The 24897-nt window shown below is 67.5% G+C and carries 21 protein-coding genes and 2 tRNA genes; 15 read left to right on the top strand and 8 right to left on the bottom strand.

Translation table 11 applies throughout. The annotated features are described in order from the left end of the window. Positions 1 to 150: 150 nt before the first annotated feature. The 4 genes from imuA (at position 151) to O0J73_RS09770 (ending at position 5889) form a co-directional block, all read left to right on the top strand. A complete protein-coding gene (gene imuA / locus O0J73_RS09785) occupies positions 151 to 765 on the top strand; it encodes a translesion DNA synthesis-associated protein ImuA (RefSeq protein WP_008265413.1) in 615 nt (204 codons plus the stop codon). Between the two features lie 9 nt (positions 766 to 774). Then, positions 775 to 2184: a DNA polymerase Y family protein gene (locus tag O0J73_RS09780; RefSeq protein WP_308308593.1), complete on the top strand. Its 1410-nt coding sequence runs from the start codon at positions 775 to 777 to the stop codon at positions 2182 to 2184. Between the two features lie 6 nt (positions 2185 to 2190). Then, positions 2191 to 5301: an error-prone DNA polymerase gene (locus O0J73_RS09775; RefSeq protein ID WP_308308592.1), complete on the top strand. Its 3111-nt coding sequence runs from the start codon at positions 2191 to 2193 to the stop codon at positions 5299 to 5301. A gap of 81 nt (positions 5302 to 5382) precedes the next feature. Continuing rightward, entirely contained in the window at positions 5383 to 5889 is a 507-nt protein-coding gene (locus O0J73_RS09770; protein ID WP_006461333.1) for a hypothetical protein, read from the top strand. A 100-nt stretch (positions 5890 to 5989) separates the two neighbouring features. On the opposite strand, the gene ptsJ is transcribed toward O0J73_RS09770, so the two are convergent. Then, complete coding sequence (gene ptsJ / locus O0J73_RS09765) at positions 5990 to 7276, bottom strand: transcriptional regulator PtsJ (RefSeq protein WP_197564087.1); 1287 nt, start codon at positions 7274 to 7276, stop codon at positions 5990 to 5992. A gap of 76 nt (positions 7277 to 7352) precedes the next feature. Here ptsJ and O0J73_RS09760 point away from each other — a divergent pair, with 76 nt between their 5' ends. The 8 genes from O0J73_RS09760 (at position 7353) to O0J73_RS09725 (ending at position 14395) form a co-directional block, all read left to right on the top strand. After that, positions 7353 to 8126: a YggS family pyridoxal phosphate-dependent enzyme gene (locus O0J73_RS09760; protein WP_308308591.1), complete on the top strand. Its 774-nt coding sequence runs from the start codon at positions 7353 to 7355 to the stop codon at positions 8124 to 8126. Further along, entirely contained in the window at positions 8123 to 8824 is a 702-nt protein-coding gene (locus O0J73_RS09755; RefSeq protein WP_006461394.1) for a glutamine amidotransferase, read from the top strand. Before O0J73_RS09760 ends, O0J73_RS09755 begins: the two co-directional genes overlap by 4 nt. Further along, the gene (locus O0J73_RS09750; protein WP_006461396.1) at positions 8821 to 9045 is read left to right on the top strand and encodes a hypothetical protein; all 225 of its coding nucleotides are present in this window, start codon (positions 8821 to 8823) and stop codon (positions 9043 to 9045) included. Before O0J73_RS09755 ends, O0J73_RS09750 begins: the two co-directional genes overlap by 4 nt. A gap of 149 nt (positions 9046 to 9194) precedes the next feature. Beyond that, on the top strand, positions 9195 to 9704 hold the full coding sequence (locus O0J73_RS09745; protein ID WP_006461400.1) for a sigma-70 family RNA polymerase sigma factor: 510 nt from the start codon (positions 9195 to 9197) through the stop codon (positions 9702 to 9704). Continuing rightward, positions 9701 to 10537 carry a FecR domain-containing protein gene (locus tag O0J73_RS09740; RefSeq protein WP_308308590.1) on the top strand — a complete coding sequence of 279 codons (837 nt, stop codon included), beginning with the start codon at positions 9701 to 9703 and terminating at the stop codon, positions 10535 to 10537. The genes O0J73_RS09745 and O0J73_RS09740 overlap by 4 nt, the downstream gene beginning before the upstream one ends. Beyond that, on the top strand, positions 10440 to 12902 hold the full coding sequence (locus O0J73_RS09735; RefSeq protein WP_308308589.1) for a TonB-dependent receptor: 2463 nt from the start codon (positions 10440 to 10442) through the stop codon (positions 12900 to 12902). Before O0J73_RS09740 ends, O0J73_RS09735 begins: the two co-directional genes overlap by 98 nt. Then, positions 12889 to 13689: a ChaN family lipoprotein gene (locus tag O0J73_RS09730; protein ID WP_308308588.1), complete on the top strand. Its 801-nt coding sequence runs from the start codon at positions 12889 to 12891 to the stop codon at positions 13687 to 13689. The genes O0J73_RS09735 and O0J73_RS09730 overlap by 14 nt, the downstream gene beginning before the upstream one ends. Beyond that, positions 13682 to 14395, top strand: a complete 714-nt coding sequence (locus O0J73_RS09725; protein WP_308308587.1) for an energy transducer TonB — start codon at positions 13682 to 13684, stop codon at positions 14393 to 14395. The genes O0J73_RS09730 and O0J73_RS09725 overlap by 8 nt, the downstream gene beginning before the upstream one ends. Positions 14396 to 14553: 158 nt before the next feature. Here O0J73_RS09725 and O0J73_RS09720 read toward each other — a convergent pair whose 3' ends face one another. The 7 genes from O0J73_RS09720 to O0J73_RS09690 form a co-directional block, all read right to left on the bottom strand. Continuing rightward, entirely contained in the window at positions 14554 to 15456 is a 903-nt protein-coding gene (locus O0J73_RS09720; protein ID WP_006461443.1) for a cation diffusion facilitator family transporter, read from the bottom strand. A gap of 28 nt (positions 15457 to 15484) precedes the next feature. After that, positions 15485 to 17773 (bottom strand): Orn/Lys/Arg decarboxylase N-terminal domain-containing protein, encoded by a 2289-nt coding sequence (locus tag O0J73_RS09715; protein ID WP_308308586.1) that lies wholly within the window; start codon positions 17771 to 17773, stop codon positions 15485 to 15487. 20 nt (positions 17774 to 17793) lie between these two features. Then, a complete protein-coding gene (adiC, locus tag O0J73_RS09710; protein WP_006461445.1) occupies positions 17794 to 19146 on the bottom strand; it encodes an arginine/agmatine antiporter in 1353 nt (450 codons plus the stop codon). 76 nt (positions 19147 to 19222) lie between these two features. Next, complete coding sequence (locus tag O0J73_RS09705) at positions 19223 to 20668, bottom strand: DcaP family trimeric outer membrane transporter (RefSeq protein WP_308308585.1); 1446 nt, start codon at positions 20666 to 20668, stop codon at positions 19223 to 19225. Positions 20669 to 21183: 515 nt separating this feature from the next. Then, positions 21184 to 22023: a thiol:disulfide interchange protein DsbG gene (gene dsbG / locus O0J73_RS09700; RefSeq protein WP_197564096.1), complete on the bottom strand. Its 840-nt coding sequence runs from the start codon at positions 22021 to 22023 to the stop codon at positions 21184 to 21186. A gap of 30 nt (positions 22024 to 22053) precedes the next feature. Further along, on the bottom strand, positions 22054 to 22857 hold the full coding sequence (locus O0J73_RS09695; protein ID WP_197564097.1) for a TlpA disulfide reductase family protein: 804 nt from the start codon (positions 22855 to 22857) through the stop codon (positions 22054 to 22056). 81 nt (positions 22858 to 22938) lie between these two features. Then, positions 22939 to 24006, bottom strand: a complete 1068-nt coding sequence (locus O0J73_RS09690; RefSeq protein WP_197564098.1) for a helix-turn-helix domain-containing protein — start codon at positions 24004 to 24006, stop codon at positions 22939 to 22941. Positions 24007 to 24192: 186 nt separating this feature from the next. Here O0J73_RS09690 and O0J73_RS09685 point away from each other — a divergent pair, with 186 nt between their 5' ends. From O0J73_RS09685 to O0J73_RS09675, 3 genes are all read left to right on the top strand, one after another. Continuing rightward, the gene (locus O0J73_RS09685; protein WP_308308584.1) at positions 24193 to 24591 is read left to right on the top strand and encodes a heavy metal-responsive transcriptional regulator; all 399 of its coding nucleotides are present in this window, start codon (positions 24193 to 24195) and stop codon (positions 24589 to 24591) included. A 102-nt stretch (positions 24592 to 24693) separates the two neighbouring features. Beyond that, positions 24694 to 24769, top strand: a tRNA-Ala gene (locus tag O0J73_RS09680). A gap of 54 nt (positions 24770 to 24823) precedes the next feature. Continuing rightward, positions 24824 to 24896: transfer RNA gene (locus O0J73_RS09675), tRNA-Glu, on the top strand. Position 24897 lies beyond the last annotated feature (1 nt).

Below are 24897 nucleotides of genomic sequence, written 5' to 3'. Positions count from 1 at the left end.
CAATTTCATTAGTAATTCTACTTACAACGCGAGTAGCATGTCTGGTCTCAGCCCCTGATACCGGCCTGTCGATACTCGCTTCATGCCCGCCGTTTCCGTCCATTCCTCTCGCCCCCAGCCCGCCCGGCGCCTCCCCTGGAGGACCGGCTGATGGGCGCCGTCGTCGCCCTCGACCGGCTGCTGGATGGCCGCCAGCTGTGGCGCGGCCCGGCCCGCCAAGGGCCCGCCAGCGACCACCTGGCCAGCGGCCACCCGGCACTGGATGCACGCCTGCCCGGCGGTGGCTGGCCGGCCAGCGGGCTGTGCGAGGTGCTGCAGGCAGCACCCGGCGTGGGCGAGCTGGCGCTGGTCTGGCCGGCGCTGGCGAAGTTGAGCCAGCGCGGACGCCCGATCGTGCTGGTCGCGCCCCCCTACCGCCCGCATGCACCGGCCTGGGCGGCGGCCGGGCTGGACCTGGCCCAGCTGCAGATCATCCACGCCGCGCCAAAGCAGGCGCTGTGGGCGGCCGAGCAGTGCCTGCGCTCGGCCGCCTGCGCCGCGGTGCTGTGCTGGCCACAGCAGGCCGACGACCGTGCCCTGCGCCGGCTGCAGGTCGCCGCCGACAGCGGCCAGTGCCTGGGCTTCGTGTTCCGCGAGGCGCAGGCAGCGCGCAACCCCTCCCCGGCCAGCCTGCGCCTGCAGCTCGACCACGGCCAGGTGCGGGTACTGAAATGCCGTGGCGGCCTGCCGCCGGCGCAGCCGTTGCCCCTGGCCATCAGCCACTGAGGCCGCGCCGTGAACTGGGCCTGCCTGTTGTTGCCGCAGTTGGCGCTGGACAGCGTGCTGCGCCTGCAACCGGATCCGCAGCGGCCGCTGGTGCTGCTGCAGGGGCCGGCGCAGCGTCGCGTGCTGCGCGCGGTCAGCCCGGCCGCACGGGCAGCCGGGCTGCGCCCGGGCATGCTGCTGTCGGCCGCGCAGGTGCTGGTGCAGGACATGCACCTGCACGACTACGACCCGAACGCCGAACAGCACACCCGGCAGCTGCTGGCCAGCTGGGCCTATGCCTACAGTTCGCAGGTCAGCCTCGATTTCCCGCATGCGCTGGTGCTGGAGATCGGCGCCAGCCGTGCCCTGTTCGGTGACTGGCTGACCATCGAGAAACGCCTGCGCGGTGAACTGCACGAACTGGGTTTCCGCCATCGCCTGGTGGCCGCGCCCACGCCGCATGCCGCGCGCGTGCTGGCCAACGTGCACGATGGCCTCGGCCTCGATGCGCAGCAGCTGCCGGCGGTACTCGCACAGCTGCCGTTGCCGCGCTGCGGGCTGCCCAGCGAAGCAGTGACCGTGCTGGGACGCTCCGGCCTGCGTACGCTGGGTGCGGTGCTCGCACTGCCGCGCGACAGCCTGGCCCGGCGCTTCGCCCCCGACGTGCTGCAGCAGCTGGACGCGCTTCGCGGCCTGCCCACCGCGCCACTGCGCTACTACCAGCCTCCCGACCGTTTCGATGCGCGCATCGAATTCGAATACGAGATCGAATCCAGCCAGGCCCTGCTGTTCCCGCTGCGTCGCCTGCTGCTGGACCTGGCCGCCTTCCTGTGCTCGCGCGATGGTGGCGTGCAGCGCTTCGACCTGCATTTCGAGCACGACCTGCTGCCACCCAGCGTGCTGACCATCGGCCTGCTGGCGCCGGAGCGTGATCCTGCGCTGCTGTTCGAAATCGCGCGCAACCGCATGGAAGCCTTCGCCCTGCCCGCCGGCAGCCGCGCACTGCGCCTGCAGGCCGAGCAGCTGCCGCCCTTCGTACCCGCCGCGCGCGACCTGTTCGATACCCGGCCGGCGCAGGCGATGCCCTGGACCCAGCTGCGCGAGCGCCTGCGTGCGCGCTTGGGCGATGATGCCGTGCAGCCGCTGGCGGTGCAGGCCGACCATCGCCCCGAACGCGCCAGCGGCACCCAGCCGGCGGTCAAACCGCCGTCGTACTGGCCGCTACGCCCGGGCTGGCTGCTGGATACGCCGCAACCGCTGCGTGATCCACGCCTGCACATCGTCGCCGGGCCGGAGCGGATCGAATCGGGCTGGTGGGACCAGGCCGATACACGCCGTGATTACTACGTGGTGGAAACCGCACATGGCCAGCGTGGCTGGGCCTTCCGCACACGCAACGACCCACATGCACCGTGGATGCTGCACGGCTGGTTCGGCTGAGCCCTCATGCACAGTGAACTGCCCGGCTACGCCGAACTGCACTGCCTGTCGGCGTTCAGTTTCCAGCGCGGCGCCTCGATTGCCGAAGAACTGTTCGCGCGCGCCGCCGGCCAGGGCTACCGGGCGCTGGCGATCACCGACGAGTGCTCGCTGGCCGGCATCGTGCGCGCCTGGCAGGCGGCGAAGACGCATGGCGTGGCACTGATCGTCGGCGCCGAATTCCAGGTCGAGGACGGGCCGAAGCTGGCCCTGCTGTGCACCGACCAGGCCGCCTATGCCGGGCTGTGCCAGTTGATCACCACCTGCCGGCGACGCGCGGCCAAGGGCGAATACCGCTGCCTGCGCGACGACCTGCTCGACCTGCCCGACGGGCTGCTCTGCCTGTGGCTGGACCGGCAGCCGGCCGCCACCGATCTAGAGCTGCTGCGCACCGGCTTCAATGATCGCCTGTGGCTGGCGGTGGAGCTGCACCACGAGCATGACGACGCGCATCGCCTGCAGCAGCTGCAGGCCTTCGGCGAGCGCCATCGCCTGCCGCTGGTCGCCAGTGGTGATGTGCACATGCACGTACGCCGCCGCCGCGCCCTGCAGGACACGCTGACCGCGATCCGCCACCGCTGCAGCGTGGCTGAGGCTGGCTGGCGCCTGTTCCCCAACGGCGAGCGTCATCTGCGCCCGCGCACCGCACTGGCCCAGTTGTACCCGCCCGAACTGCTGGCCGAGACCCTGCGCATCGCCGAACGCTGCCACTTCACCCTGGAGCAGCTGCAGTACACCTACCCGCGCGAACTGGTACCGGAGGGCCACGACCCGGACAGCTGGCTGCGCGTGCTGGTCGAGCGTGGCATTCCGTGGCGTTGGAAGAACGGCATCGAACCGGCACAACGCGCGCAGATCGAACACGAACTGGCATTGATCCGGCAGAAGAACTACGCCTCCTACTTCCTCACCGTGCAGGACATCGTGCGCTTCGCGCGCAGCCAGGACATCCTCTGCCAGGGCCGTGGCTCGGCGGCCAACTCGGCGGTGTGCTTCGTGCTGGGCGTGACCGAAATCGATCCGGCACGCAGCAATCTGTTGTTCGAGCGTTTCATCTCCGCCGAACGCGACGAACCACCGGATATCGACATCGACTTCGAGCACGAGCGCCGCGAAGAAGTGCTGCAGTACGTGTTCAAGCGCTATGGGCGTGAACGTGCTGCCTTGACTGCGGTGGCGATCAGTTACCGTGGCCGCAGCGCGATCCGCGATGTGGCCCGTGCGCTCGGCCTGCCGATGGACCAGGTCAACGAACTGGGGGCGGCGATGGATCACTGGGGCGGCCACGTGCCGCTGCCCGAGACCCTGCGCGAGCGCGGTTTCGATCCCGACACCCCGCTGATGCGCCGGCTGCTGTCATTGACCGCCGAGCTGATCGACTTCCCACGCCATCTGTCGCAGCACCCGGGCGGCTTCGTTATTTCCGAGCATCCGCTGTCGACCCTGGTGCCGGTCGAGAACGCAGCGATGGCCGACCGCACCGTCATCCAGTGGGACAAGGATGACCTGGATGCCACCGGCCTGATGAAGGTCGACTGCCTGGCACTGGGCATGCTCACCGCCATCCGAAAGTGCCTGGCGATGCTGCAGCAGCATGGCCTGCATGCAGGGCGCATGGATGCGATCCCTCCCAAGGATACGAAGACCTACGACATGATCTGCGCCGCCGACACCATCGGTGTATTCCAGATCGAGTCGCGCGCGCAGATGGCGATGCTGCCACGCCTGCAGCCACGCGAGTTCTATGATCTGGTGATCGAGGTGGCGATCGTGCGCCCCGGTCCGATCCAGGGCGACATGGTGCATCCCTACCTGGAACGGCGAAGGATCCTGCGCGAACAGGGTCCGGACGCGTTGAACGATCCGGACAATCCGCTCTATCCAGCGCGGCTGGAACGCGTGTTCGCCCGCACCCTCGGCGTGCCACTGTTCCAGGAACAGGTGATGCAGTTGGCGGTGGAAGCCGCCGGCTACACGCCTGGCCAGGCCGATGCCCTGCGCCGTTCGATGGCCGCCTGGAAGCGCCGCGGTGGACTGGAACCGCATCGAGAGAAGCTGCTGGCCGGGATGTTGAAGAACGGCTTCAGCCGCGAGTACGGCGAGCACCTGTTCGAGCAGATCAAGGGCTTCGGCGACTACGGCTTTCCGGAAAGCCATGCCGCCAGCTTCGCCCTGTTGACCTATAACAGTTGCTGGTTGAAGTGCCACCACCCGGCCGCGTTCACCGCCAGCCTGATCAACAGCCAGCCACTGGGCTTCTACAGCCCCGACCAGCTGCTGCAGGACGCGCGCCGGCATGGCATCCGCGTGCTGCCGGTGGACGTGCGCCACAGCGACTGGGACTGCACGCTGGATTTCAGCCAGGGGCCGGCCGCGATCCGGCTCGGCCTGCGCCTGGTCGATGGCTGCAACGAACCCGCCGTGCAGGCCATCATGCGAGAACGTGCGCGGCGCCCCTTCGACGATGTGGGCGACCTGTGCCAGCGCACCGCGCTGGACCGTCGCCAACAGGGCCTGCTGGCCGATGCCGGCGCGTTGCGTGGGCTCAGCGGCCATCGCCATCGTGCGCGCTGGGACATCTCCGGCGTGGAAAACCGGCTGCCGCTGTTCGACCAGGCCCGCGCCACCGCCGAGGCCCGCGTGCCGTTGCCGCTGCCCAGCGCCTGGGAAGACATGCAGGCCGACTACCGCAGCACCGGCACCACCCTTGGCCGCCACCCGATCTCGTTCCTGCGCGCACAGCTGCGCAGCCGTGGTTGCCTGGATGCTGCACAACTGGCCGGTCACGGCCATGGTCGCCGCGTGCGCATCGCCGGTCTGGTACGCATGCGCCAGCGTCCGCAGACCGCCAGTGGCGTGACCTTCCTCACCCTTGAGGACGAAACCGGCATGGTCAACGCGGTGGTCTGGCGCCACCTCGCTGATCGCCAGCACCGGGTGCTGGTTGATACCCAGCTGATGCAGATCGACGGCCGCCTGGAACGCGTCGATGGCGTGCAGCATGTCATCGTGCAGCGCATGCACTGCCTGGATGAGCTGCTGCAGGGGCTGCGCAGCCACAGCCGCGATTTCCACTGACGATACACAGCGTCACACAACGAACTGGCCATTGCCGGTCCGCATCCGCTATCGTCGGCACATCCAAGGAAGGACGACACGATGCCCCGTGCACTGCTGCTGACCACGCTGGTGGTCGCCACCCTCGCCCTGCTGGTGTCCGGCTGGACCGCCTGGAGCCTGCACCGCAGCCAATCGCCACAGCGCATCATCGAAGCACGCGGGCTGGTCATCCACGATGAAAGCGGACAGCCACGGGTGATCCTCGGCGCACCGGTTCCCGATCCTCTCAGCCAGGGCCGCACCCAGGGGCCGCGTGCGACCGCCCTGTCAGGCCTGATCCTGCTCGGCCCGGACGGCTCCGAACGCGGTGGCTATGGCACCAGCGACCGCGGCGGCGAGGCCCTGCTGACCCTGGACGATGCCACCGGCACCACTGAAGTGTTCAAGGTGGTGGCCAACCCGGACCGCGGCGCCAGCCTGATGGTCAAGCACCAGAACAATACCGGCGCCATGCTCACCTCCTGGCAGGGCAAGCCGGAACTGATGTTCGTCGATGACAGCGGCCAGTCCTACTACGTGCGCCCGGGCGCCAACGCCGCGCCCTGATCTGCTTTTGTGGCGTCGAGCCATGCTCGACTTTGCTTCACCTTTGTAGAGTCGAGCTTGCTCGACTGTTGTTGGCACGAGCAGTCGAGCAAGCTCGACTCTACAGTCCAAACACCGCCGCCAGATCGTCGGCCAGCTGCCGCTGCTGCACCGGCCCCAGCGCCGCGCAGGTGATGCGCAGGCCATGCCCGGGCGCCGCCACCGCGAACACTTCGCCCGGGCGCACATGCCAGCCACGCGCGGCCAGCGCCAGCACCTGCGGATGGCTGTCGGCCGGCAATGGCAGCCACAGGTTCAGCCCTTCCATCGGCTGCGGCGTCGCCACGCCACGTGCACGCAGCAGTTCCTGCAGCGACTGCAGGCGCTGTTGGTAACGCTCGCCTGCCGACGCGATCTTCGCCCGCTGCGACGCCGAGCCCAGCACCGATGTCGCCGCATCCTGCAGAAGGTGGCTGACCCAGCCCGTACCCGATGCCAACCGCAGCCGCAACCGCGCCGCGGTTTCCTCGTCACAGCCCAACCAGGCCAGCCGCAGGTCGGGGCCGAGCGGCTTGGACAGCGAGCGCAACAGCGCCCAGCGCCGGCCATCAAGCGGTAGTACCGAGTGATAGACCTGCTGCGAGAGCAGCGCATAGTGATCGTCGATCAGCACTGCCACCTGCGGATAGTGGGCAAGCAGCTGCCGCAGCGCCCGTGCGCGCTTCGCATCCAGGCTGGCCCCGGTGGGATTGTGCGCACGCGGGGTCAGCAGCACCGCGCGCGCGCCGGCCTCCAGCGCGGCACGCAGCGATCCGACCTGCATGCCATGCGCATCCACCGCCACCGGCAACGGCGCATGGCCTATCGCGTTGAGTACGTTGAGGCTGCCGAGGAAACATGGATCTTCCACCGCGATGCGATCACCCGGCAGCAGCCAGGCCGCCAACAGGCGCTCGATGCCATCGACCGCACCATGGGTCAGCTCCAGCGCATACCCCTCGGGGCAATCCGCATCCAGCGAGGCCCGTGCCAGCGCCTGCAACCGCGGGTCGACCGTGCCCACCCCATACAACCGTGGCGCCGCCGGAGCCAGCCGCAGGTTCGGCAGCAGGCGCGGGTCCGGGTTGCCACTGGCCAGGTCATGCAGGGCCACTCCCGGCGCGCTGCCTTCGCGTGCCATTGCCGGCGGCAAGCCGCGCACCACCGTGCCGCGACGGCCGGCAGTGCTGGCCAGGCCCGCCGCGTCCAGCCGCTTGTAGGCGGCGGCCACGGTGTTGCGGTTCACCCCCAGCTGCTCGGCCAACTCACGCACCGGCGGCAGCACGCTGCCGGCCGGCAGGCGGCCCTTGCCGATGCCGTCGCGAATGTTGTCGAAGATCGACTCGGCGCTATGCCCGGTGATTTTCATTTTGTCCTATGCCAAAATAAATCTTGTCCTGTGCCAGTGTATCCCACACTGGCCATCCCGCATTGGAGGTGCCCGCATGCCCCTTGCCGCCGCCGACTGGCCCATGGCCCAGTCTGTTGAACAGATCGCCGCCAACCTGGCCACGGTGCGCCAGCGCATCGCCGACGCCTGCGCCCGCACTGGCCGTGATCCGGCAAGCGTGCGCCTGCTGCCGGTCAGCAAGACCGTCGATGACGCCCGCATCCGCATGGCCGTGGCCGCTGGCTGCCACGAACTGGGCGAGAACAAGGTCCAGGAGGCACAACGCAAGGCCGAGGCCATGGCCGACCTGGGCGTGCACTGGTCGGTGATCGGCCACCTGCAGACCAACAAGGCGCGCTACGTGGCGCGCTTCGCCAGCGAGTTCCAGGCGCTGGACAGCCTGCGCGTGGCCGAGGCGCTGCAGCAGCGCCTGCAAGTGGAAGATCGCACGCTGGAGGTGTTCGTGCAGGTCAATACCTCGGCCGAGCCCAGCAAGTACGGACTCGAGCCCGGCGCGGTGGAGGGCTTCGTGCAGCAGCTGCCGGCGTTTGATCGCCTGCGCGTGCGCGGCCTGATGACCCTGGCCGTGTTCACCCCGGAGGTCGAGCGCGTGCGCGCCTGCTTCGTGCGCCTGCGCGAACTGCGCGACCAGCTGCAGCACTCCGCGCCCGCCGGCCTCGACCTGTCGCAGCTGTCGATGGGCATGTCCGGTGACTTCGAAGTCGCCATCGAGGAAGGCGCCACCGTGGTCCGCGTCGGACAGGCCATCTTCGGCGCCCGCGCCACCCCGGACAGTTTCTACTGGCCCAACAGCGGAGCACCGGCATGAAGCACGCGGTGGTCCTGCAACACGTTGCCTTCGAAGACCTCGGCACCCTGAAACCGCTGCTGCTGACGCAGGGCTGGCAGCTGCAGGTGCTGCAGGCCGGTGTCGACCCGCTCGACGATGCCGAAGCGGCCGACCTGCTGGTCGTGCTGGGTGGCCCGATCAGTGCCAATGACACAGAAACCTATCCCTTCGTCACCGACAGCATTGCCCTGCTGCAGCGTCGCCTGCTGCAGCAGCGGCCAACCCTGGGCATCTGCCTCGGTGCGCAGCTGATGGCGCGTGCGCTCGGCGCCAGCGTCGTTGCCAGTGGCGGCAAGGAGATCGGTTTCGCGCCACTGCTGCTCACCGATGACGGCCAGCGCTCGCCCCTGCAGGCCCTGCAGGGCATTCCGGTACTGCATTGGCACGGTGAAGGCTTCGAACTCCCGCCCGGCGCACGCCGCCTGGCCAGCACGCCCGCCTGCCGCCACCAGGCATTTGCCATCGGCCACCACGCGCTGGGCCTGCAATGCCATCCGGAGCTGGACGCGCGCCAGTTCGAACGCTGGCTGATCGGCCACACCCTGGAACTGGCCCAGGCCGGCATCGACCCGAACGACCTGCGCGCGCAGGCGCGCCGCTATGGTGCGCCGCTGGCAGCCGCCGCCACCGCGATGTTCGACCACTGGCTGCAGGACCTGCCGGAGATGCCACGATGAATTACCGGTTGCAGGTCTATCGCAACGGCGCCTACTGGGGCCACTTCGACTGCAGCGGGCCCGACGCCCTGCAGCGCCTGGACGCCATCGCCGCACAGCTGCCCAGCGAACAGGGCTTCCTGTTGAAACGGCAGAAAGGTATCGGCGAGGAGCGCATCCTGTCCAGCAACGCTGACGGCCTGCGCGTGCTCGCCGCGCAGATCCAGTACCGCGACCTCTGACCCGTTTGGGGGCATGCCGGCCAACGGCTGGCGGGTCCATCACTGGCTGATGGCCACCCATGGATGCAAATGATTCTCTTTTGCTGTAAGGTGCAGCCGCTGCCCTTGCCGCCGCGGGCTGTTCCCTTTCCCAGTTGTCGCCCGCCCCCGTGTCCACGCCTGTCGAACCGACGGATGTCGCGCAGCTGTGCGCGGCCCATTACCGGCCGCTGCACGCCCATGTCCGCCGCAAACTCCCGCAACGCTGCGATGCCGATGACGTCGTCCAGGAAACCTGGCTGCGTATCGTCAAAGTCGCCGCCAGCGGCCTGCTGAACAATGGCCGCGCCTATCTGTATCGCGTTGCCCACAACCTGATCGCCGACCACTACCGGCAGCGCCAGCGCCGGCGCGAAGAGGCGCTGGACGACATCCAGCTGCATGCCATCGCCGATCCCGCACCGCTGCCGGACCAGCGCCTGCTCGACGCCGAACAGCTGCGTCATCTCGATGCGATCATCGCCGCGCTGCCACCGCGCTCGCGCCAGGTATTCCTGCTCGCCCGTGTCGAGCAGATGGCCCTGGCCGAGATCGGGCGCCAGCTCGGCATCAGCCGGCAGACCGCGCACGGCCATCTGCTGCGCGCCCTGGTCGCCCTGCAGCAGGTGCCGGGCGCATGAGCCAGGACACCATCGCACGCGAAGCCGCCCGCTGGTGGCTGGACGGGCAGGACGGCGACCGCGATGAGAGCGCGTTCAACCAGTGGTGCCAGGCCGATCCGCGCCATGCCCTGCAGTACCAGCATCTGCAGCAGCTGTGGCAGGCCGGGGCGAACACCCCCAGCCTGCAGCGCCAGCAGCAACGCCGGCGCCGCCGCCACCTGGGTGAAGCCGGTATTGCGGTGCTGCTGCTGTGCGCGCTTGGCCTTTACAGCCGCCCTGCCGCGACGCCGGCCGCGCAGGTGCTGCGCACCGCCGCTGGCGAAATCCGCGACGAAGCGCTGCCGGACGGTTCGCATGTCCTGCTGTCGCCGGGCAGCGAAGTGCATGTGCGCGTTGATGGGCAACATCGCCAGTTGCAACTGCAACGCGGCCAGGCCTGGTTCAAGGTCGCCGCCGACGCCCGTCGGCCGTTCCAGGTGCATACGCCGCATGGCACGGTCACTGCGCTGGGTACTGCCTTCGACCTCGTCGTGCAGGGCAACAGCAGCAGGGTCACGGTCACCGAACATCGCGTCCGGGTAGAGGACGGCGGCGGGACCGTGCAGGCGGCCGAGGGGCAACAGGTACGCTTCAACGGACAGTCACCGCCTGCCGCCCAGCCGGCAGACAGCGGCGGCCTCGCCTGGCGCGAGCGTCGTCTGCACTGGGTGTCCGCTCCGCTCGCCGAAGTGACCCAGGGCCTGGATCGCTGGCATGGCGGGCACACCTGGATTGTCGGCGCGCGCCTGCGCCAGCACCGCTCCGCTGCTGCCTACCAGCGCCCTCGCGCAGGCCGCCACCCGCAGCTATGACCTGCCCGCCCAACCGCTGCCTGCCGCGCTGGATGCGTACAGCCGCCTGACCGGCATCGATCTGGTCGTTGCCGCGGCGCTTCCCGCCGGCCACGCCACACCGGCGCTGCGCGGCGACTTCGACGATGCGCAGGCCCTGTCGCGCCTGCTGGCCGGCAGTGGCCTGCGCCCACGTTTCATCGATGCACGTCGTGCCACCCTGGAGCCGGCGCCCGCTGATCGCAGCGATGGCAGCCGCCGTACCGGGCCGCTGCGCGTGCAGGGCGACACCGCGCATGGCCAGGCACCAGGCAACGGTGCCAGCCAGTACGTGCCCGCCACCCGCGATGGCTTCGCTCCCGCTGTAGGCAGTGAGCGGGTGGCGATGGCCGAGCGCCAGGATGGCAACAGCCTGCTGCGCTCGATGCCCGGAACCCACAGCTTCCATTCGCGCAGCCAGCCCGGCCTGCAGGTCAACATCCGCGGCATGACCGGCGCCGGCCGGGTCAACACCATGATCGACGGTGTCACCCAGACCTTCCGCAACAACGCCGGCCATGGATCGGGTGGCCCGTTCGCCTACGTCGATCCGTTCCTGCTGGCCGGCGTGGACGTGCAGCGCGGCGCGGTCGCCGGTGGCGATGGCGCCGGTACGCTGGCGGGCAGCGCCAACTTCCGCACCCTGGACATCGACGATCTGCTCGGCGAAGGCCGAGACTGGGGCCTGCGGGCAGGCTACCGCCATGGCAACAACGGCTATGGCAGCGGCCGCATCTTTGCCGGCGCATGGCGCCACAGCGAAGACGGTGGCGACCGCCAGTTCGGCCTGCTCGCGGCCGCCAGCAGCAGCCGCAGCGGCGAATACGCGACGGCACGCGGGCAGACCAACAAGGCCGACCCCGGCAGCCAGCAGCCCAGCAGCTGGCTGCTGAAGGCGCGCCTGCAGCCCAGCGACCAGCATCGGCTCGACCTGAGCCACATGCGTTACGAAAACGACTTCTACCACAACTACCCGTGGCAGATTTCCGCACGCAACCAGCGCGCCAGCTACCACTACACGCCCTACTCCCCGTGGGTCGACCTGCGTGCGACCTTCGCCAGCAACAAGACCCGGCTGTTCTACCCACCGGTGGAGGACTCCAGCTACATCGGCCGCCGTACCCACAGCAGCCTGAACAGCTGGACCCTCGACAACACCAGCCGCTTCGACATCGGCGCGCTGCAGGCTCGCTGGAACACCGGCATCAAGCACCAGTCGGACATCTTCGTGGCCGACACGCCTACCCTGCGCGGCGCCAACCCGCAGGGGCGCAGCCAGCTCGACAGCGTGTTCAGCACGCTGGAACTGCAGTACGACATCTATGCACTGACCGCCGGCCTGCGCCAGGACCGCTATGGCATCCGTGGCCATATCCCCGCCTGCTCCGATGTGCCGGGCCAGTGCGCGGAGATCAACGGCGGCGACATCGATGTGCGCCGCACCGAGCGTGCGCTCAGCCCCAGCCTGGCGGTCTCTCTGCAGGCCACCGACTGGCTGCAGCTGTTCGCCGAAGCCTCGCGCACTTCGCGGCCGCCGCGTGTGCAGGAAATGTTCTTCGAGAAGATTCCGCTGGAGGGCATGAGCGATGCCGACGGCGTAGGCGCCAATCCGTTCCTGCGCCGCGAGCGCTCGCGCAACCTGCAGTTCGGCGCCAACCTCAGCACCGACTCGCTGCTGGTCGACGGCGACCTGGCCCAGCTGCGCATCACCCGCTTCGACAACCGCATCCGCGACTACATCAAGCCGCAGTACCTGCTGATCGTGCATCCGCCGGAAGTGGCGCCGTTCGTGGTGCCGATCGACAGCGATCCGCAGCTCAATGCCTGGACCGATGTGCTGGATGCCGACGATTTCAGTACCACCACGCGCTGGATGAACCACCAGGGCATCGTGCGCATGCGCGGCATCGAGCTGGAGGCGCACTACGCCAGCGAGCATTACCACGCCACCCTCAGCTGGACCCGCTCGCAGACCAGCGCGCCGGCCATCGAATTCGTCAATCTGGAAGACATCACCGCCCTGCCCGACCGCTACTGGACGCTGGATGTGGGCGGCCGCTGGTGGCAGCAGCGCGTGCAGGCCGGCCTGCGCACCGAGTACTCCGGTCCCACCGAGGAAGGCTACGACTTCTTCCAGACCCGCAAGACCGGCGGCACCGGCGTGCTGCTGGACTTCTACGCCAGCTTCAAGCCGCAGCCCAACACCACGCTGTGGCTGAACATCGAAAACCTGCAGAACAAGGCCTATGACAACAATGCCTCGATCGACAGCATCTTCAGCCCGATCCTTGACCGCGGCAACGGCCGTGGCCGCACCGTCTCGATGGGCGTCAATGTGGCGTTCTAGCCGCCGTTGGCTGCCGCTGTGCCTGCTTGCGCTGACCTCCCTGGCCAGCGCACAGCCGATGCCCGGCAAAGTGATCGACCTGGCCAGCGGCCAGCCGCTGGACGAGTCCATGTTCATCCACCGTGCGGCCGGCGCGCAGCGACTGCTGCTGGGCGAGCGTCATGACCTTGCGGGCGACCATGCCGCCCAACGTTGGTTGCTGCAGGCACTGCACAAGCAGCGCCCCCAGGGGGCGCTGGTGATGGAGATGATCGCCAGCGAACGCCAACCGCGGTTGCAGCGGGTACAGCGCTGGCTGGCCAAGGGCAACCAGGCCGAGGGCCCACGCCTGCAGGAACTGCTGGACTGGGACGCGCGCTGGCCGTGGTCCGCCTACGGCCGGCTGGTACAGGACGCCACGGCTGCGGGCATTGCGCTGGTCGGCGGCAACCTGTCGCGCGCCGAGGTCAACCGCCTGCTGGCCTCTACAGAACCGGTAGCATTTCCGGTTGCTGCGGCTCGGCAACGGTTGTCGGCGGTGGTGCTGGCGCAGCATGCCGATGCGGCACCGATGCTGGACGGGATGCTGGCCGTACAGTACGCCCGCGATCGCCGCATGGCACAGGTACTGACCGATGCGCCGGCCCCGGCGCTGCTGGTCGCCGGGCGCTGGCATGTACTGCGCGGTACCGGCGTGCCGGGCCATCTGCCACCGGGTACCCCGGCGCTGGTGATCGTGCTGGCGTCTCCAGGCGAACAGGTCGATGCCACCGATGCCGACCTGCTGTGGGTGCTGGGCGATGACTGAGCGTGGCCACCACTGGCAGGCCGTTGTTATCAGCATCGGCCTGCACCTGCTGCCCTTGCTGCTGCTGGTGCACTGGGTGGCCACGCCGCCCGCACTGCCACCACCGGAACAGGACGTACGCATCAGCCTGCGCCTGCTGGCACCGGCCACGCCACCGCAACCGATCGAGGAACGCCAGGCCGACACGCCCAGCCAGGCACAGCAGGCACGTGCATCGCAGCCGACGAAATCGCCCCCACCGCCCACCCCCACCGCAGCACGCGAGGGTGAGCTGGCGGCCAGCGAGACCGGTGGCCGTGGCCGGCAGCCGCTGCCGATCGCCCCGCCTGCGGCCGCGACCGATGCAAGTCCCGCACCGGCATCGATCACGGCCGCGCCGCCCGCTCCAGACGCACCCCCTGCGGACTTCCAGGCCGGCGCCGCCAGCGACCAGTGGGAAGCCCGCCTGATGGCGCGGCTGGAGCGTTACCGCTACTACCCTGCCGCCGCGCGCTCACGACGCCAGCAGGGCACGGCCTGGGTCAGGGCCAGCATCGACCGTGAGGGGCGGCTGCTGGCGCTGCGGCTGGAGCAGTCCAGTGGCCAGCCGATGCTGGATGACGCCGCGCTGCAGACCTTCCGCCGCGCGCAGCCACTGCCGCCCATTCCTGCTGAAATGAAGGCGCCGCAGGAACTGGTGGTACCGGTGGAGTACTACCTGCGCTAGGCGCCCCAGGCCTCGTATGGATGACCGGGATTGCGCAGCAGTCTGCGACCTCAACTCCGGTTGAGGTCAAATGCATCCAACGCAACAGAGTAGTCCGGCGCGCGCAACGATCACGGCCCTTCGTAGCGTCGAACCTGCTCGACGCTACCGATGCCGGGTCAGGTCCACGCCGGATCGGCAGTGAAATCGATGGTCAGCCAGAACGTGCTGCCACGGGCATCCAGCCGCACCGCGATCTCGTCACGCATGGCATCGACCTGGCCCACCGAGCCCAGTGGTGTCGCCGGGTCGGCCAGCACATGGATCTCGATGAAGCGCATCCGCCCCATCTTCGCCACGTGGCTGGTGAAGCCGGCATAGCCGCGCTCGGCCACGAACGCCTGCATCACCTGCTGCACGCGCCGGTCCAGGTCATCCGGCGCCACCTGCAGCACTTCACGCATGGCCTTCCACGCGCTTCGCGCCGGCACCGGCAGTACCGCCAGGCTGATCAACGCCAGCACGATCGAATCCAGGTACGGCACCCAGTGATGCCACTGACCGCCGTGCAGCACCAGGGCCAGCACGAAGGCCAGCACCACGGCCAGGCTCATCAATCCGCCCAGCAGCCAGCCACGCACGTCCAGCCACAGCAACGCCGAGCGCAGGCGCCGCGCACGCTGCGCGACGAACGCGGCCATTGCCAGGTTGCTGGCACTCAGCAACGCCGCCCACCACAGCGCGGGCCCGAACTTCACTTCGTGCCCGCCCGTGGTCAGGCCAATCACCGCGTTGGCCAGCGCATACACGCAGGCCAGCGACAGAATCACCCCACCGAGTGCCTCCACCATCGGCTCCAGGTGCCAGTAACCGTACTGGAAGCGCGGGCTCTGTTCCCGCGCCACCAGCCGCAGTACCGACAACGACACCAGCGTCAAGGCAACGTCGACCAGGCTGTAGACACCATCGAACAGGATGGCCTGCGATCCCACCAGCAAGCCACCGATGAAGCCGACCGCGCTGACCGCGATGGTCACCCCGATCGAGAACTTCAGGATGCGTTGCTCGCGCGCGGTATCCATCGTTCGCCGAAGGGCCGACCGTCGCCGGTCAGGCCTTCAGCACCTCCACCCTGTACGACGTCTCATCGCCCTCGTGCTCGATGATCAGTCCGTGCACGTCCGACTCGAAGCCTGGGAAACGGGCATTCTGCTCGCGGGCGATGCGCAACGACCGGATGATCGGCTCGTCGCTGTCGCCGAAGCGTTCGCCCGGCATGATGGTCGGGATGCCCGGCGGGTACGGCACCAGCATGGTGGCGGCGATGCGGCCGCTGAGCTGCTCGATGTCGACCCGCTCGATCTCGCCCTTCACCAGGTGATTGTAGGCGTCGGCCGGAGTCATCACCGGGGTCGGCAGGTCCACGTACATTTCGCGCATCACCTTGGCCACCGAGAATTCCTGGTTGAACGCGTGCAGCGCATCGCACAGGTCACGCAGGCCCCAGCCGGCATAGGCATTGGGATAGTCAGCGGCCAGCGACGGCAGTGCCTGGCTCAGCGGCGCGTTGCGGTCGTACAGCTCCTTGAACGCCATCAGCTCGGTGACCAGCGTACTCCACTTGCCTTTGGTGATGCCCATCGAGAACAGGAACAGCACCGAGTACAGGTTGGTCTTCTCCACGGTGATGCCGCGGCCCCACAGGAACTTGCTCAGCACCGCCGCCGGGATGCCCAGCTTGCCCATGCTGCCGTCCATCGCCAGCCCCGGGGTCAGCAGGGTCACCTTGATCGGGTCGATCAGCACATAGTCGTCAACCAGGTTCTCGAAGCCGTGCCAGTGCGCATCCGGCTGCAGGTACCACTCCTCGCGCTTGGCCACCAGCGGTGCCGGCGTATCGCCCTTGTCCAGGCTGCGCTCGAGCTTGGTGGGCTGCCACACGCTGAACCACCAGTCGTCGCGGCCGAGGTCATCGCGCACGTGCAGCATCGCCCGGCGGAAGGCGATCGCCTCGTCATGCATTTCCTGCACCAGCGAGCGGCCCGCATCGCCCTCCATCATCTTCGAGGCCACGTCACAGGCCGCAATCACCCCGTAATGCGGACTGGTCGAGGTGTGCATCATGAACGACTCGTTGAAGCGCTCGGCGTCCAGGTTGCGATGTGCGGAATTGCGCACGTGGATCATCGACGCCTGCGAGAACGCGGCCAGCAGCTTGTGGGTGGAATGGGTGGTGAAGATGATCGCATCCTGCTCACGCGGCTTGCCCTTGGCCATGCCGTAATGGTTCTCGTAGAACGGATGGAACGCGGCGTAGGCATACCAGGCTTCGTCGAAGTGCAGGAAGTCGACCGCACTGCCGATCTCGTCGGCGATCTTCTCGGCGTTGTAGCACAGGCCGTCGTAGGTCGAGTTGGTGACCACCGCGATGCGCGGCTTGGAGCCGGCCTGGTAGGCCTTGCTGGCCAGCGGATTGGCGGCGATGCGCTGCTGCAGCGACTCGGGCGTGAACTGGTCCAGGCTGATCGGGCCAATGATGCCGTGCGCGTTGCGGCTGGGGGTGAAGTACACCGGCACCGCGCCGGTCATGATCAGCGCGTGCAGCAGCGACTTGTGGCAATTGCGATCGACGAACACCACGTCGCCACGCGCCACCGTACCGTGCCACACGATCTTGTTGGCGGTGGAGGTGCCGTTGGTGACGAAGAAGGTATGGTCGGCGCCGAAGTTGCGCGCTGCCTCGTTCTCGGCATCCTTGATCGGGCCGGTATGGTCAAGCAGCGAACCCAGCTCCGGCACCGAGATCGACAGATCGCTGCGCAGGGTGTTCTCACCGTAGAACTGGTGGAAGGCGCGGCCGACCGGCGACTTGGTGAACGCCACGCCGCCGGCATGGCCCGGCGTGTGCCAGGAGTAGTTCGACTCGGCCGCGTGGTGGATCAGGGCCTTGAAGAACGGCGGCAACAGGTTCTTCATGTAGTCTTCGGCCGCACGCATCACCTGCCGCGAGATGAAGCTCTTGGTGTCTTCGAACAGGAAGATGAAACCGTGAATGTACTTGAGCAGCTTGCTCGGCACCTTCTCGATGGTGCGGCGCTCGCCGTACAGGAACACCGGCAGATTGGCGCGGCGCGCGCTCTGCTCACGCAGGAACGCGGTCAGGCGCTGGAACTCGCCGTCCACCTCTTCGCTGCCATCGATCGAGATCAGCACCGCCGAGGCCGCCACGTAGGTGCGGGCACCGGCACGGGCATCATCCAGGTTCAGGCCGCACAGCACGCGCTGGTCGTTGCTGCGCAGCTCCTCCACCAGCGCACGGATCAGGATGCCACCGATGCGCGGCGACTCGTAGTCGTTGTCGATGACAATGACCGGGTAGTCCAGGGACTTGAAGTACACGTTGATTCTCCTTGTCTAACTCAGGAACGCTGGGCGCCGGCGCTGATCGCCGAGGCCTCGCGGGCGCGCTGCCGCTGCTGGCGGCGCTCCTCGCTGAAGAAGGGATAGAACACGGTGATGAACAGCACGAACAGGAACGCGTACTGCACGATGGTTCCCGACGAACCGTAGATCGCCCACAGGCAGTACACGACGGTCAGGCTGGTCAGGGTCCAGAACGCTCCGGTGTGGACCAGCGTGTGCGAACGCTCGACCACGAAGTAGCACGCCACGCACGAGTAGATGTAAGGCAGCAACGTCAGCACCACCGCCGCTGACGTGATCACGTCGAACTGCGCGGACGCGGTTTCCGAGGTTGAGGTGACCAGCACGGCCAGGGTCATCAGCACCGCTACGATCAGCACGCCCTTGACCGGCACGTCATCCTTGTTGGTCTTGCTGAAGATGCTCGGGAACAGGCCGTCATCCGACGCCGCCTTGGCGCTCTGCGCGGTCAGCAGGATCCAGCCGCCCAGCGAACCGGCAGCACCGATGAAGGCGCACAGGCTGACCAGCGCACCGCCCCAGCCACCGACCGCCTTGGCCGCGGCAAGCGCAAACGGCGCATCGGAGGTCTGCAGCTCACCGTTGGGTACCATGCCCATGATCACCGAGGAGCTGGCGATATAGGCGATGGCAGCCAGGAACACGCCCGCCAGCGTGGCCCGGGCCACGTTCTTTTCCGGGTTCTCGACCACGCCGGCGGTCACCGAGGCCGATTCGACGCCGATGAAGGCCCACAGGGTCAGTGCCGCGGCGCTGGAGATCGCACCGAAGTTGGATTCACCGGACACGTTGTAGGCGCCCTTGAAGATGTCGGCATCGAAGAAGAACCAGCCGAAGATGGCGATGCCCAGGATCGGCACCAGCGCGAAGCTGGTAGTGACCGTCTGCACGCGGCTGACGAAGGCCGGACCGATCATGTTGGCAAAGCTCAGCGCCCATACCAGCACCAGCACCGCGATGCAGCGCACCAGCGGTTCGGACAGGATCGGGAAGAAGTAGCTGAAGTACCCCACCGCAGCGATCGGAATGGCGACGTTGCCGATCCAATTGGCGAACCAGTAGATGGTATTGGTTTGGAAGCCCATGTACGGCCCGAACCAGTCACGCGCGTAGGCATAGGGACCACCCGCCTTCGGTGCCAGCTTGCCCAGCTTGGCGAACACGAACGCCAGCAGCAACGCGCCGGCAGTGGTGATCAGCCAGCCCCAGATCGAGGCGGTGCCGATCTTGGCCAGGCTGGACGGCAACAGGAACACACCCGAGCCCATCATGTTGCCGGCGACGAGGAAGGTGGCTCCGACCACCCCGATTTTCTTTGCTTCTGCCATGACAATCTCCTGTACTGGCATGAGCCCGGTGCGGCCGGGCGTGGGGACGGTTGCGCTGGCGTACGGCCGCTGGCGCTTACTTGATGAAGTTGTACTGCAGGCTGCCCTGCACCCGGACCGTGTCGCCGCGCGTGCCGCCCTGCTGTTCCAGGCGGCCGTACAGCAGCTCCATGCCCATCGTCCACGACGGCGCCGGGCTCCAGATCAGGTTGAACACGCCGTAGCGGCTCTGCCGGAACGCGTCGGCGGCCAGTGCCGCATTCCGTTCCAGCGTCAGCTGCCCGAAGATCAGGTTCGAGCGCCACAGCTCGGACCAGTAATGGGTGTAGCCCACGAAGCCACCATGCAGGTCCAATGCATCCAGGCGGCCATCGGCGCCGACCACGGCATCCAGCCCGGAGCCGGTCAGGTCGGCGGTGTAGCGACTTAGGCCGCGGCCACCCAGGGCACCAAACAACAACAGGTCGCGCTCGCCCACCGAGGCCGAGCCGCTGAGCTGCAGGCCGCCGGCCATGCGCCGGTCGCGCTCGCCATCGCCGTCATAGGCCAGGCTGCGCGCCACCGCACCCAGTTGCAGATGGCCCCAGTCACGCTCCATGCGCGCGGTCACCGTCACATCGGGCAGGCGGTTCACTGCGGCCCGTTCCTCGGTGGCCCCGGCCAGTTCGGTCTTCGGGTCTTCAGCGGCGACGGTGAGCGTGTTGCCCTTGCCCATCGCGAAGCTGTGGTGGATGCCCGCCACCAGCAGGTAACCGGCACCGCCCGGCCCTGCGAAATCCAGCGTGTCGGGCAGGCTGTCCGGGTCCATGAAGCTGGAGTAGCCGTAGCCGGCGTAGGTATTGCCAAGCTGGCCATAGGCATGGCGCAGCCGGAACTCGTAGCCATCGCTGCTGCCGAAGAAGTCGTTTTCCAGGTAGAAGCGCAGATTGCCGTGCGTGGTCGGTCGCCGCGCTTCAAAACTGAAGCGGGTCTGCTTGGCATGGATGTTGAAGTTGGACACGTCGCGATGACTGCCCCCCACCGGCATCGACGAGGGAATGAACTGGTCTTCGTCACCCGCCGCGCGCGAGTCGGCAATGGCATCGAGCTTGGCGTAGCCCCCGATGCGGATCACCGTGTCGGTTCCCGGGATGGCAAAGAAGCCCTTCAGATCGGGGTCGGTCGGGCCCGCCGCACTGTCCGGACGCGATGCCGCGGTGGACGGATCGGCCACGGATTCGCGTTGCGGCAGCACCGGCTGTGCCACACCCGGCACCTGGGTGCGATGGACTACATCGGTCGCAGCCGCCGTTGCAGCACCAGCCGCTACAGGCGCTGCCGGCATCTGCGCCAACGCAGGCGCAGGCGTCGCGTCGCGTTGTTCAAGCCGATCCAGGCGCTGCTGCATGCCTTCCAGCGCCTGCCGCATGGCGGCAATCTCGCGCCGCAGTGCCTGTGTATCCTCCGCATCGTGCTGTTGCGCATACGCTGGCGTGATCGCCAGTGCACCCAGACACGCCAGACTCAGTACCGCCACACGCATTGCATCCTCCCCGGACGAACATTCGCATCACGTTCCCGGAGCGCACGCATGCGCCCCCCTGGCCTCGCGTTGCCGTTGCTGGAAATGCAGGTACTGCGTCGACGACACCGGCCAGCCTGCGCGTGGCAGGCAACAGAACGATGACACTGTCCTGCCTGCCCCCGTGTCGACTCCATCAAGGCCGCGCTGCCAGAGAGGTGGCGACCGCAGCGGTCTGGGTAACAAGCAGGGAGTGAGAGTGTCGTGAATGGCTGGGCCGGGCTGCCCGTATCGGGGCAGCTTCGGCGCGGCATCCATGGCGCGTTGACGCTGTATTCCATGCGTCAAAGGCTAGTCCGCCTGTCGTTTTTGGCCTTGATTGGAATCAAGGCGCGAGGCTTGATGTCAGTCACGATTCAGACGTGACGAAGAACAGGTCATGCGCATGCGGTTGGGCCCGCCTGTACTACCGAACGCAACAGGCCCGCACGTCGCCGTGCGGGCCTGTGGTTCACTTCATGCGATGCGGGTTTCGATCAGCGCGGGCCGAGCACCGTCTGCAGGTCATCCCCCTGCGGCAAGCCGGCACGACGCTGTACCTGGCCCTGCGTGTCCTGGAACAGAATGCCCGGAGTACCCTGGAAGCCCATCTCGATCATCAACACCTGGTTGGCATCGAGTTTGCCCGCGATCTCGCGGCTGATGCTTGGCAGCGCCTTGATGCCACCGCGGTCGAACTGGTGCTCGTTCTCCAGCAGCGCCGCACTCGGGTCACGCGCCGAAAGGATGGCCGCGGCCTTGGCCGGGCTGTCCTCACGGATCACGCCGACCATGATGTGGCGCAGCTGCACCTTGCCTGCATCGACCCATGGGCGGGCCGCTTCCCAGAACTTGTGGCAGTACGGGCAATTGGCATCGCTGAAGGTATAGACCACTCGCGGTGCGTCGGCCTTGCCATCACGCACCCAGGCGCTGGCCTCCAGCTTGGTCCACATCTTGGCCGACATCGGTGCGGCGACCAGCTTTTCCACGGCCTCGGCAGCCACGTCGTTGCCTTCGGCATCGAACAGGCTGCCGACCAGTACATGCTTGCCGTCGGCGGTGACGTAGGCCGCAGCCGGCTGCTGGCCACCCACCACACCGGCGAAGCCACGCAGTCCACCCGGCGCATCGAACTCGGCAACGACTTCGAAGCCGTGCTTTTCGATGCCCTTCAACACTGCGGGACGGTCACCCTTGGCAGCGACCGGAGCGCTTGCGGCCGGTGCCGCCGCAGTCTTGCCTGGCGGAGTCTGGGCCTGGCTGCAGGCGGCCAATGCCAGCATGACCGGCAACAACAGCAACGCCGGAGCGGTGCGCAAGGAAGTCGACAACATGGGAACTCCGTAGTGAGATGCCCGCGCAGGCTACCGCAGCCGGCGCAGTTTGTGTTCAAGACCGGCCGCGGTCAGTTCGCCCAGGTGCAGTTCACGCAGGCGCCCGTCGGCATCGAAGAAGAGGGTCGAAGGATAGGCCTGCACGCCCAGCTCGGTTGATGCGGCCGCGTCATCGTCCAGCAACACGTTTCCCAGCACCAGCCGCTCGTCGGAGAGAAAACCCTGGACCTCATCCAGGGTTTCGCCTTGATTGAGGAATACGAACTGCACATCGGCATGTGCCTGCTGCGCCGCGGCCAGCACCGGCATTTCTCGGCGGCAGGGGCCACACCATGTGGCCCACAGATTCAGTACCAGTGGCGAGCCCCGGAACTGCTGCAGATCAACCGGGCCACCCTGCAGATCCGTCACCTGCAGCGTCGGCAAAGGCATCTGGCGCTCCTGCCACAGCGACAATACCTGGCTCCCTCCAGACCAGAGCAATACGCCGACCAGGGCCGCTGTCAGCACCGGCGCACGCAGCAGGGGCCACCGGCGCAGGCGCCACAGACCCCACGCAAGCCCCGCCAGCACCACCACCACCATGTGATAGCCACCATCGGTGATCTGAAGAATGCTCCACGGCGCGCCACGATACAGCGCGAAATTCAGTGCCACGAAACTGATGCGACCACACAGAAGGCCGATCAGAAGCATGTCCAGCACCATGCTGGCAGCTGAGGGCAGCGGTTCCGGGTCGGCTCCGCGTGGCCACAGGCGGGCAACCGCCATGGCCAGCGCGCTGCATACAAGAATCAATACCACCGGCATCGGAACCGGCCCAACGCTCGACATCAACCCACCTGTTCAATCATTCAACCACCTCATGGTCGAAGCGTCGCGCCAAGGTTGCAAGCACCACTGCAGCATGAGGCCTCACGCGGCGCTTCGTCCCAACTGCACACCCGTCGGCGCCTGCAATCCGCGCAGGCTGCCTGCGACCGAAGGCATCAGCGGCCGCTCGCGCCGCTTGCAGTTGACGTGGCGGCGATAGTTGGCCGGCGTCATGCCCACGATGCGAAGGAACAGGCGCCGAAACGCGCTCTGGTCGGCATAGCCCACCCCCCAGGCCACTTCGTCGATACCGGCGCCCTGTTGCAGCAAGGTCTGCGCCTTGGCGATGCGCAGCCGCTGGCAATACTCGATGGGCCGCAGACCGGTGGCCCGGAGGAAGCGTCGCTGCAGCGTCCGCGGTTCCAGCCCGGAAACCTCACAGATCGCGGCCAGGGTGGCGCCACGTGCTGCGGTGGTGTGCAGCCAGCGCTGCGCCTTCAGTACGTCGCGATCACCATGCGCGAAATTGGCGCTGAAGCGCTCCAGATCCTGCTGCACCGCATCCGGCACCGTGATGCCCAACTGTTGCGCCACCGCGCTGGCCACGCCCTGTCCATGCAGCCGGTACAGCAGCCGAAGCCCCAGGAAGCGCCACGCCTGCGATCCGCCGACGGTCAGCAGATCGCCGTCATCGACCAGCGCACGCTCGCTCGGCACCCAGCTCACGGCCTGCGCCTGCAACCCCGGGTGCCGCCCCAGATCAGGCCCGCTGACCGTTCGCCCGGCCAGCAGGCCCGCACGCGCAAGAACGCTCACACCTTCGCTGGCTGCAGCCAGTAGGCTGCCACCGTCATAGTGGGCGCGCAGCCAGTCCAACACGACTTCTTCGGCACGCAGGCAGGTGCCGGGACTGATCTGCCCGGGAACGGCGATCACCGCAGGAATGGCGGCATCGAGCATCTCCGCACCGGCGATGCGGTGCACACCGGTCTGACTGGCGGGTACGATCCAGCGCGTGACCAACACACGTTTGAACGGCCGGCGCTGTTGCTGGGCCAGGCGATTTGCGACATGAGCCATCTCGGCCAGTACGGAGGCGGCAGACGGATCGCCCCCCGGATACTCGACCACCGCGACCTCGACGAATCCCTCGTTCCTGATTCCATCCACAGACCACCTCCTCGGTTTGTTACAGGCCATCGAACGGCCGGTTCAGGCGAAGGGTAGGAACTGGTCCAGCGGCGGGGCTATGAAGAAAGTTGCAAAGTGCGCTGAATACGCACTTCCAGGCCAGGTCTTGACCCTTGACCAGACTCCAGGCTTCACAATGACCGGCAGCATCTGCAGGAATCCGCCATGAACATTGGACAACTGGCCCGCCAGGCTGGCGTGCCGATCGACACCGTCCGCTACTACGAACGGCAGCAGCTGCTGCCGACGGCGGTGCGCTCGGCCGGTGGCTACCGCATCTTCGGCGAGGCGGACCTGCGCAGGCTGCGCTTCATCCGCCGCGCCAAAGCGCTGGGCTTCAGCCTGGACGAGATCGGCGAACTGCTCGCGCTCAGTGATCGTCACTCGCAGGACATGGGCAGCGTGCGCGACACCGCACAGGCCCGCCTGCAGGACATCGCGCAACGGATGGCCGAACTGCAGCGCATGCACGCTGCGCTTTCGCAGCTGGTCGACGCCTGCCCCGGGCATGGTGCGCTGGATCAATGCCGGATCCTGGCGGCGCTGACCGGCGACACCGCGTAGCCACGGCAACAGGAATCTGCCGCGCAGCGTGCGTGAAGAAAAGTGCAACAAATGCTTGCCAACCCCCTGGGGCAAGGCTATTATTTCGCTCCTCAGCGACGTGGGGCCATAGCTCAGCTGGGAGAGCGCCTGCATGGCATGCAGGAGGTCAGCGGTTCGATCCCGCTTGGCTCCACCAATCTTTCGGCATTAGGCCGTCGAAAGGTCGCTAAAGAACATTGATGAGAATTGCGTCCCCATCGTCTAGAGGCCTAGGACATCACCCTTTCACGGTGGCGACCGGGGTTCGAATCCCCGTGGGGACGC

It is taken from the genome of Stenotrophomonas sp. Sm6012, from assembly GCF_030985895.1.
Classification (GTDB): Bacteria; Pseudomonadota; Gammaproteobacteria; order Xanthomonadales; family Xanthomonadaceae; genus Stenotrophomonas; species Stenotrophomonas forensis.
This window is presented reverse-complemented; position numbering and strand designations above follow the sequence as displayed.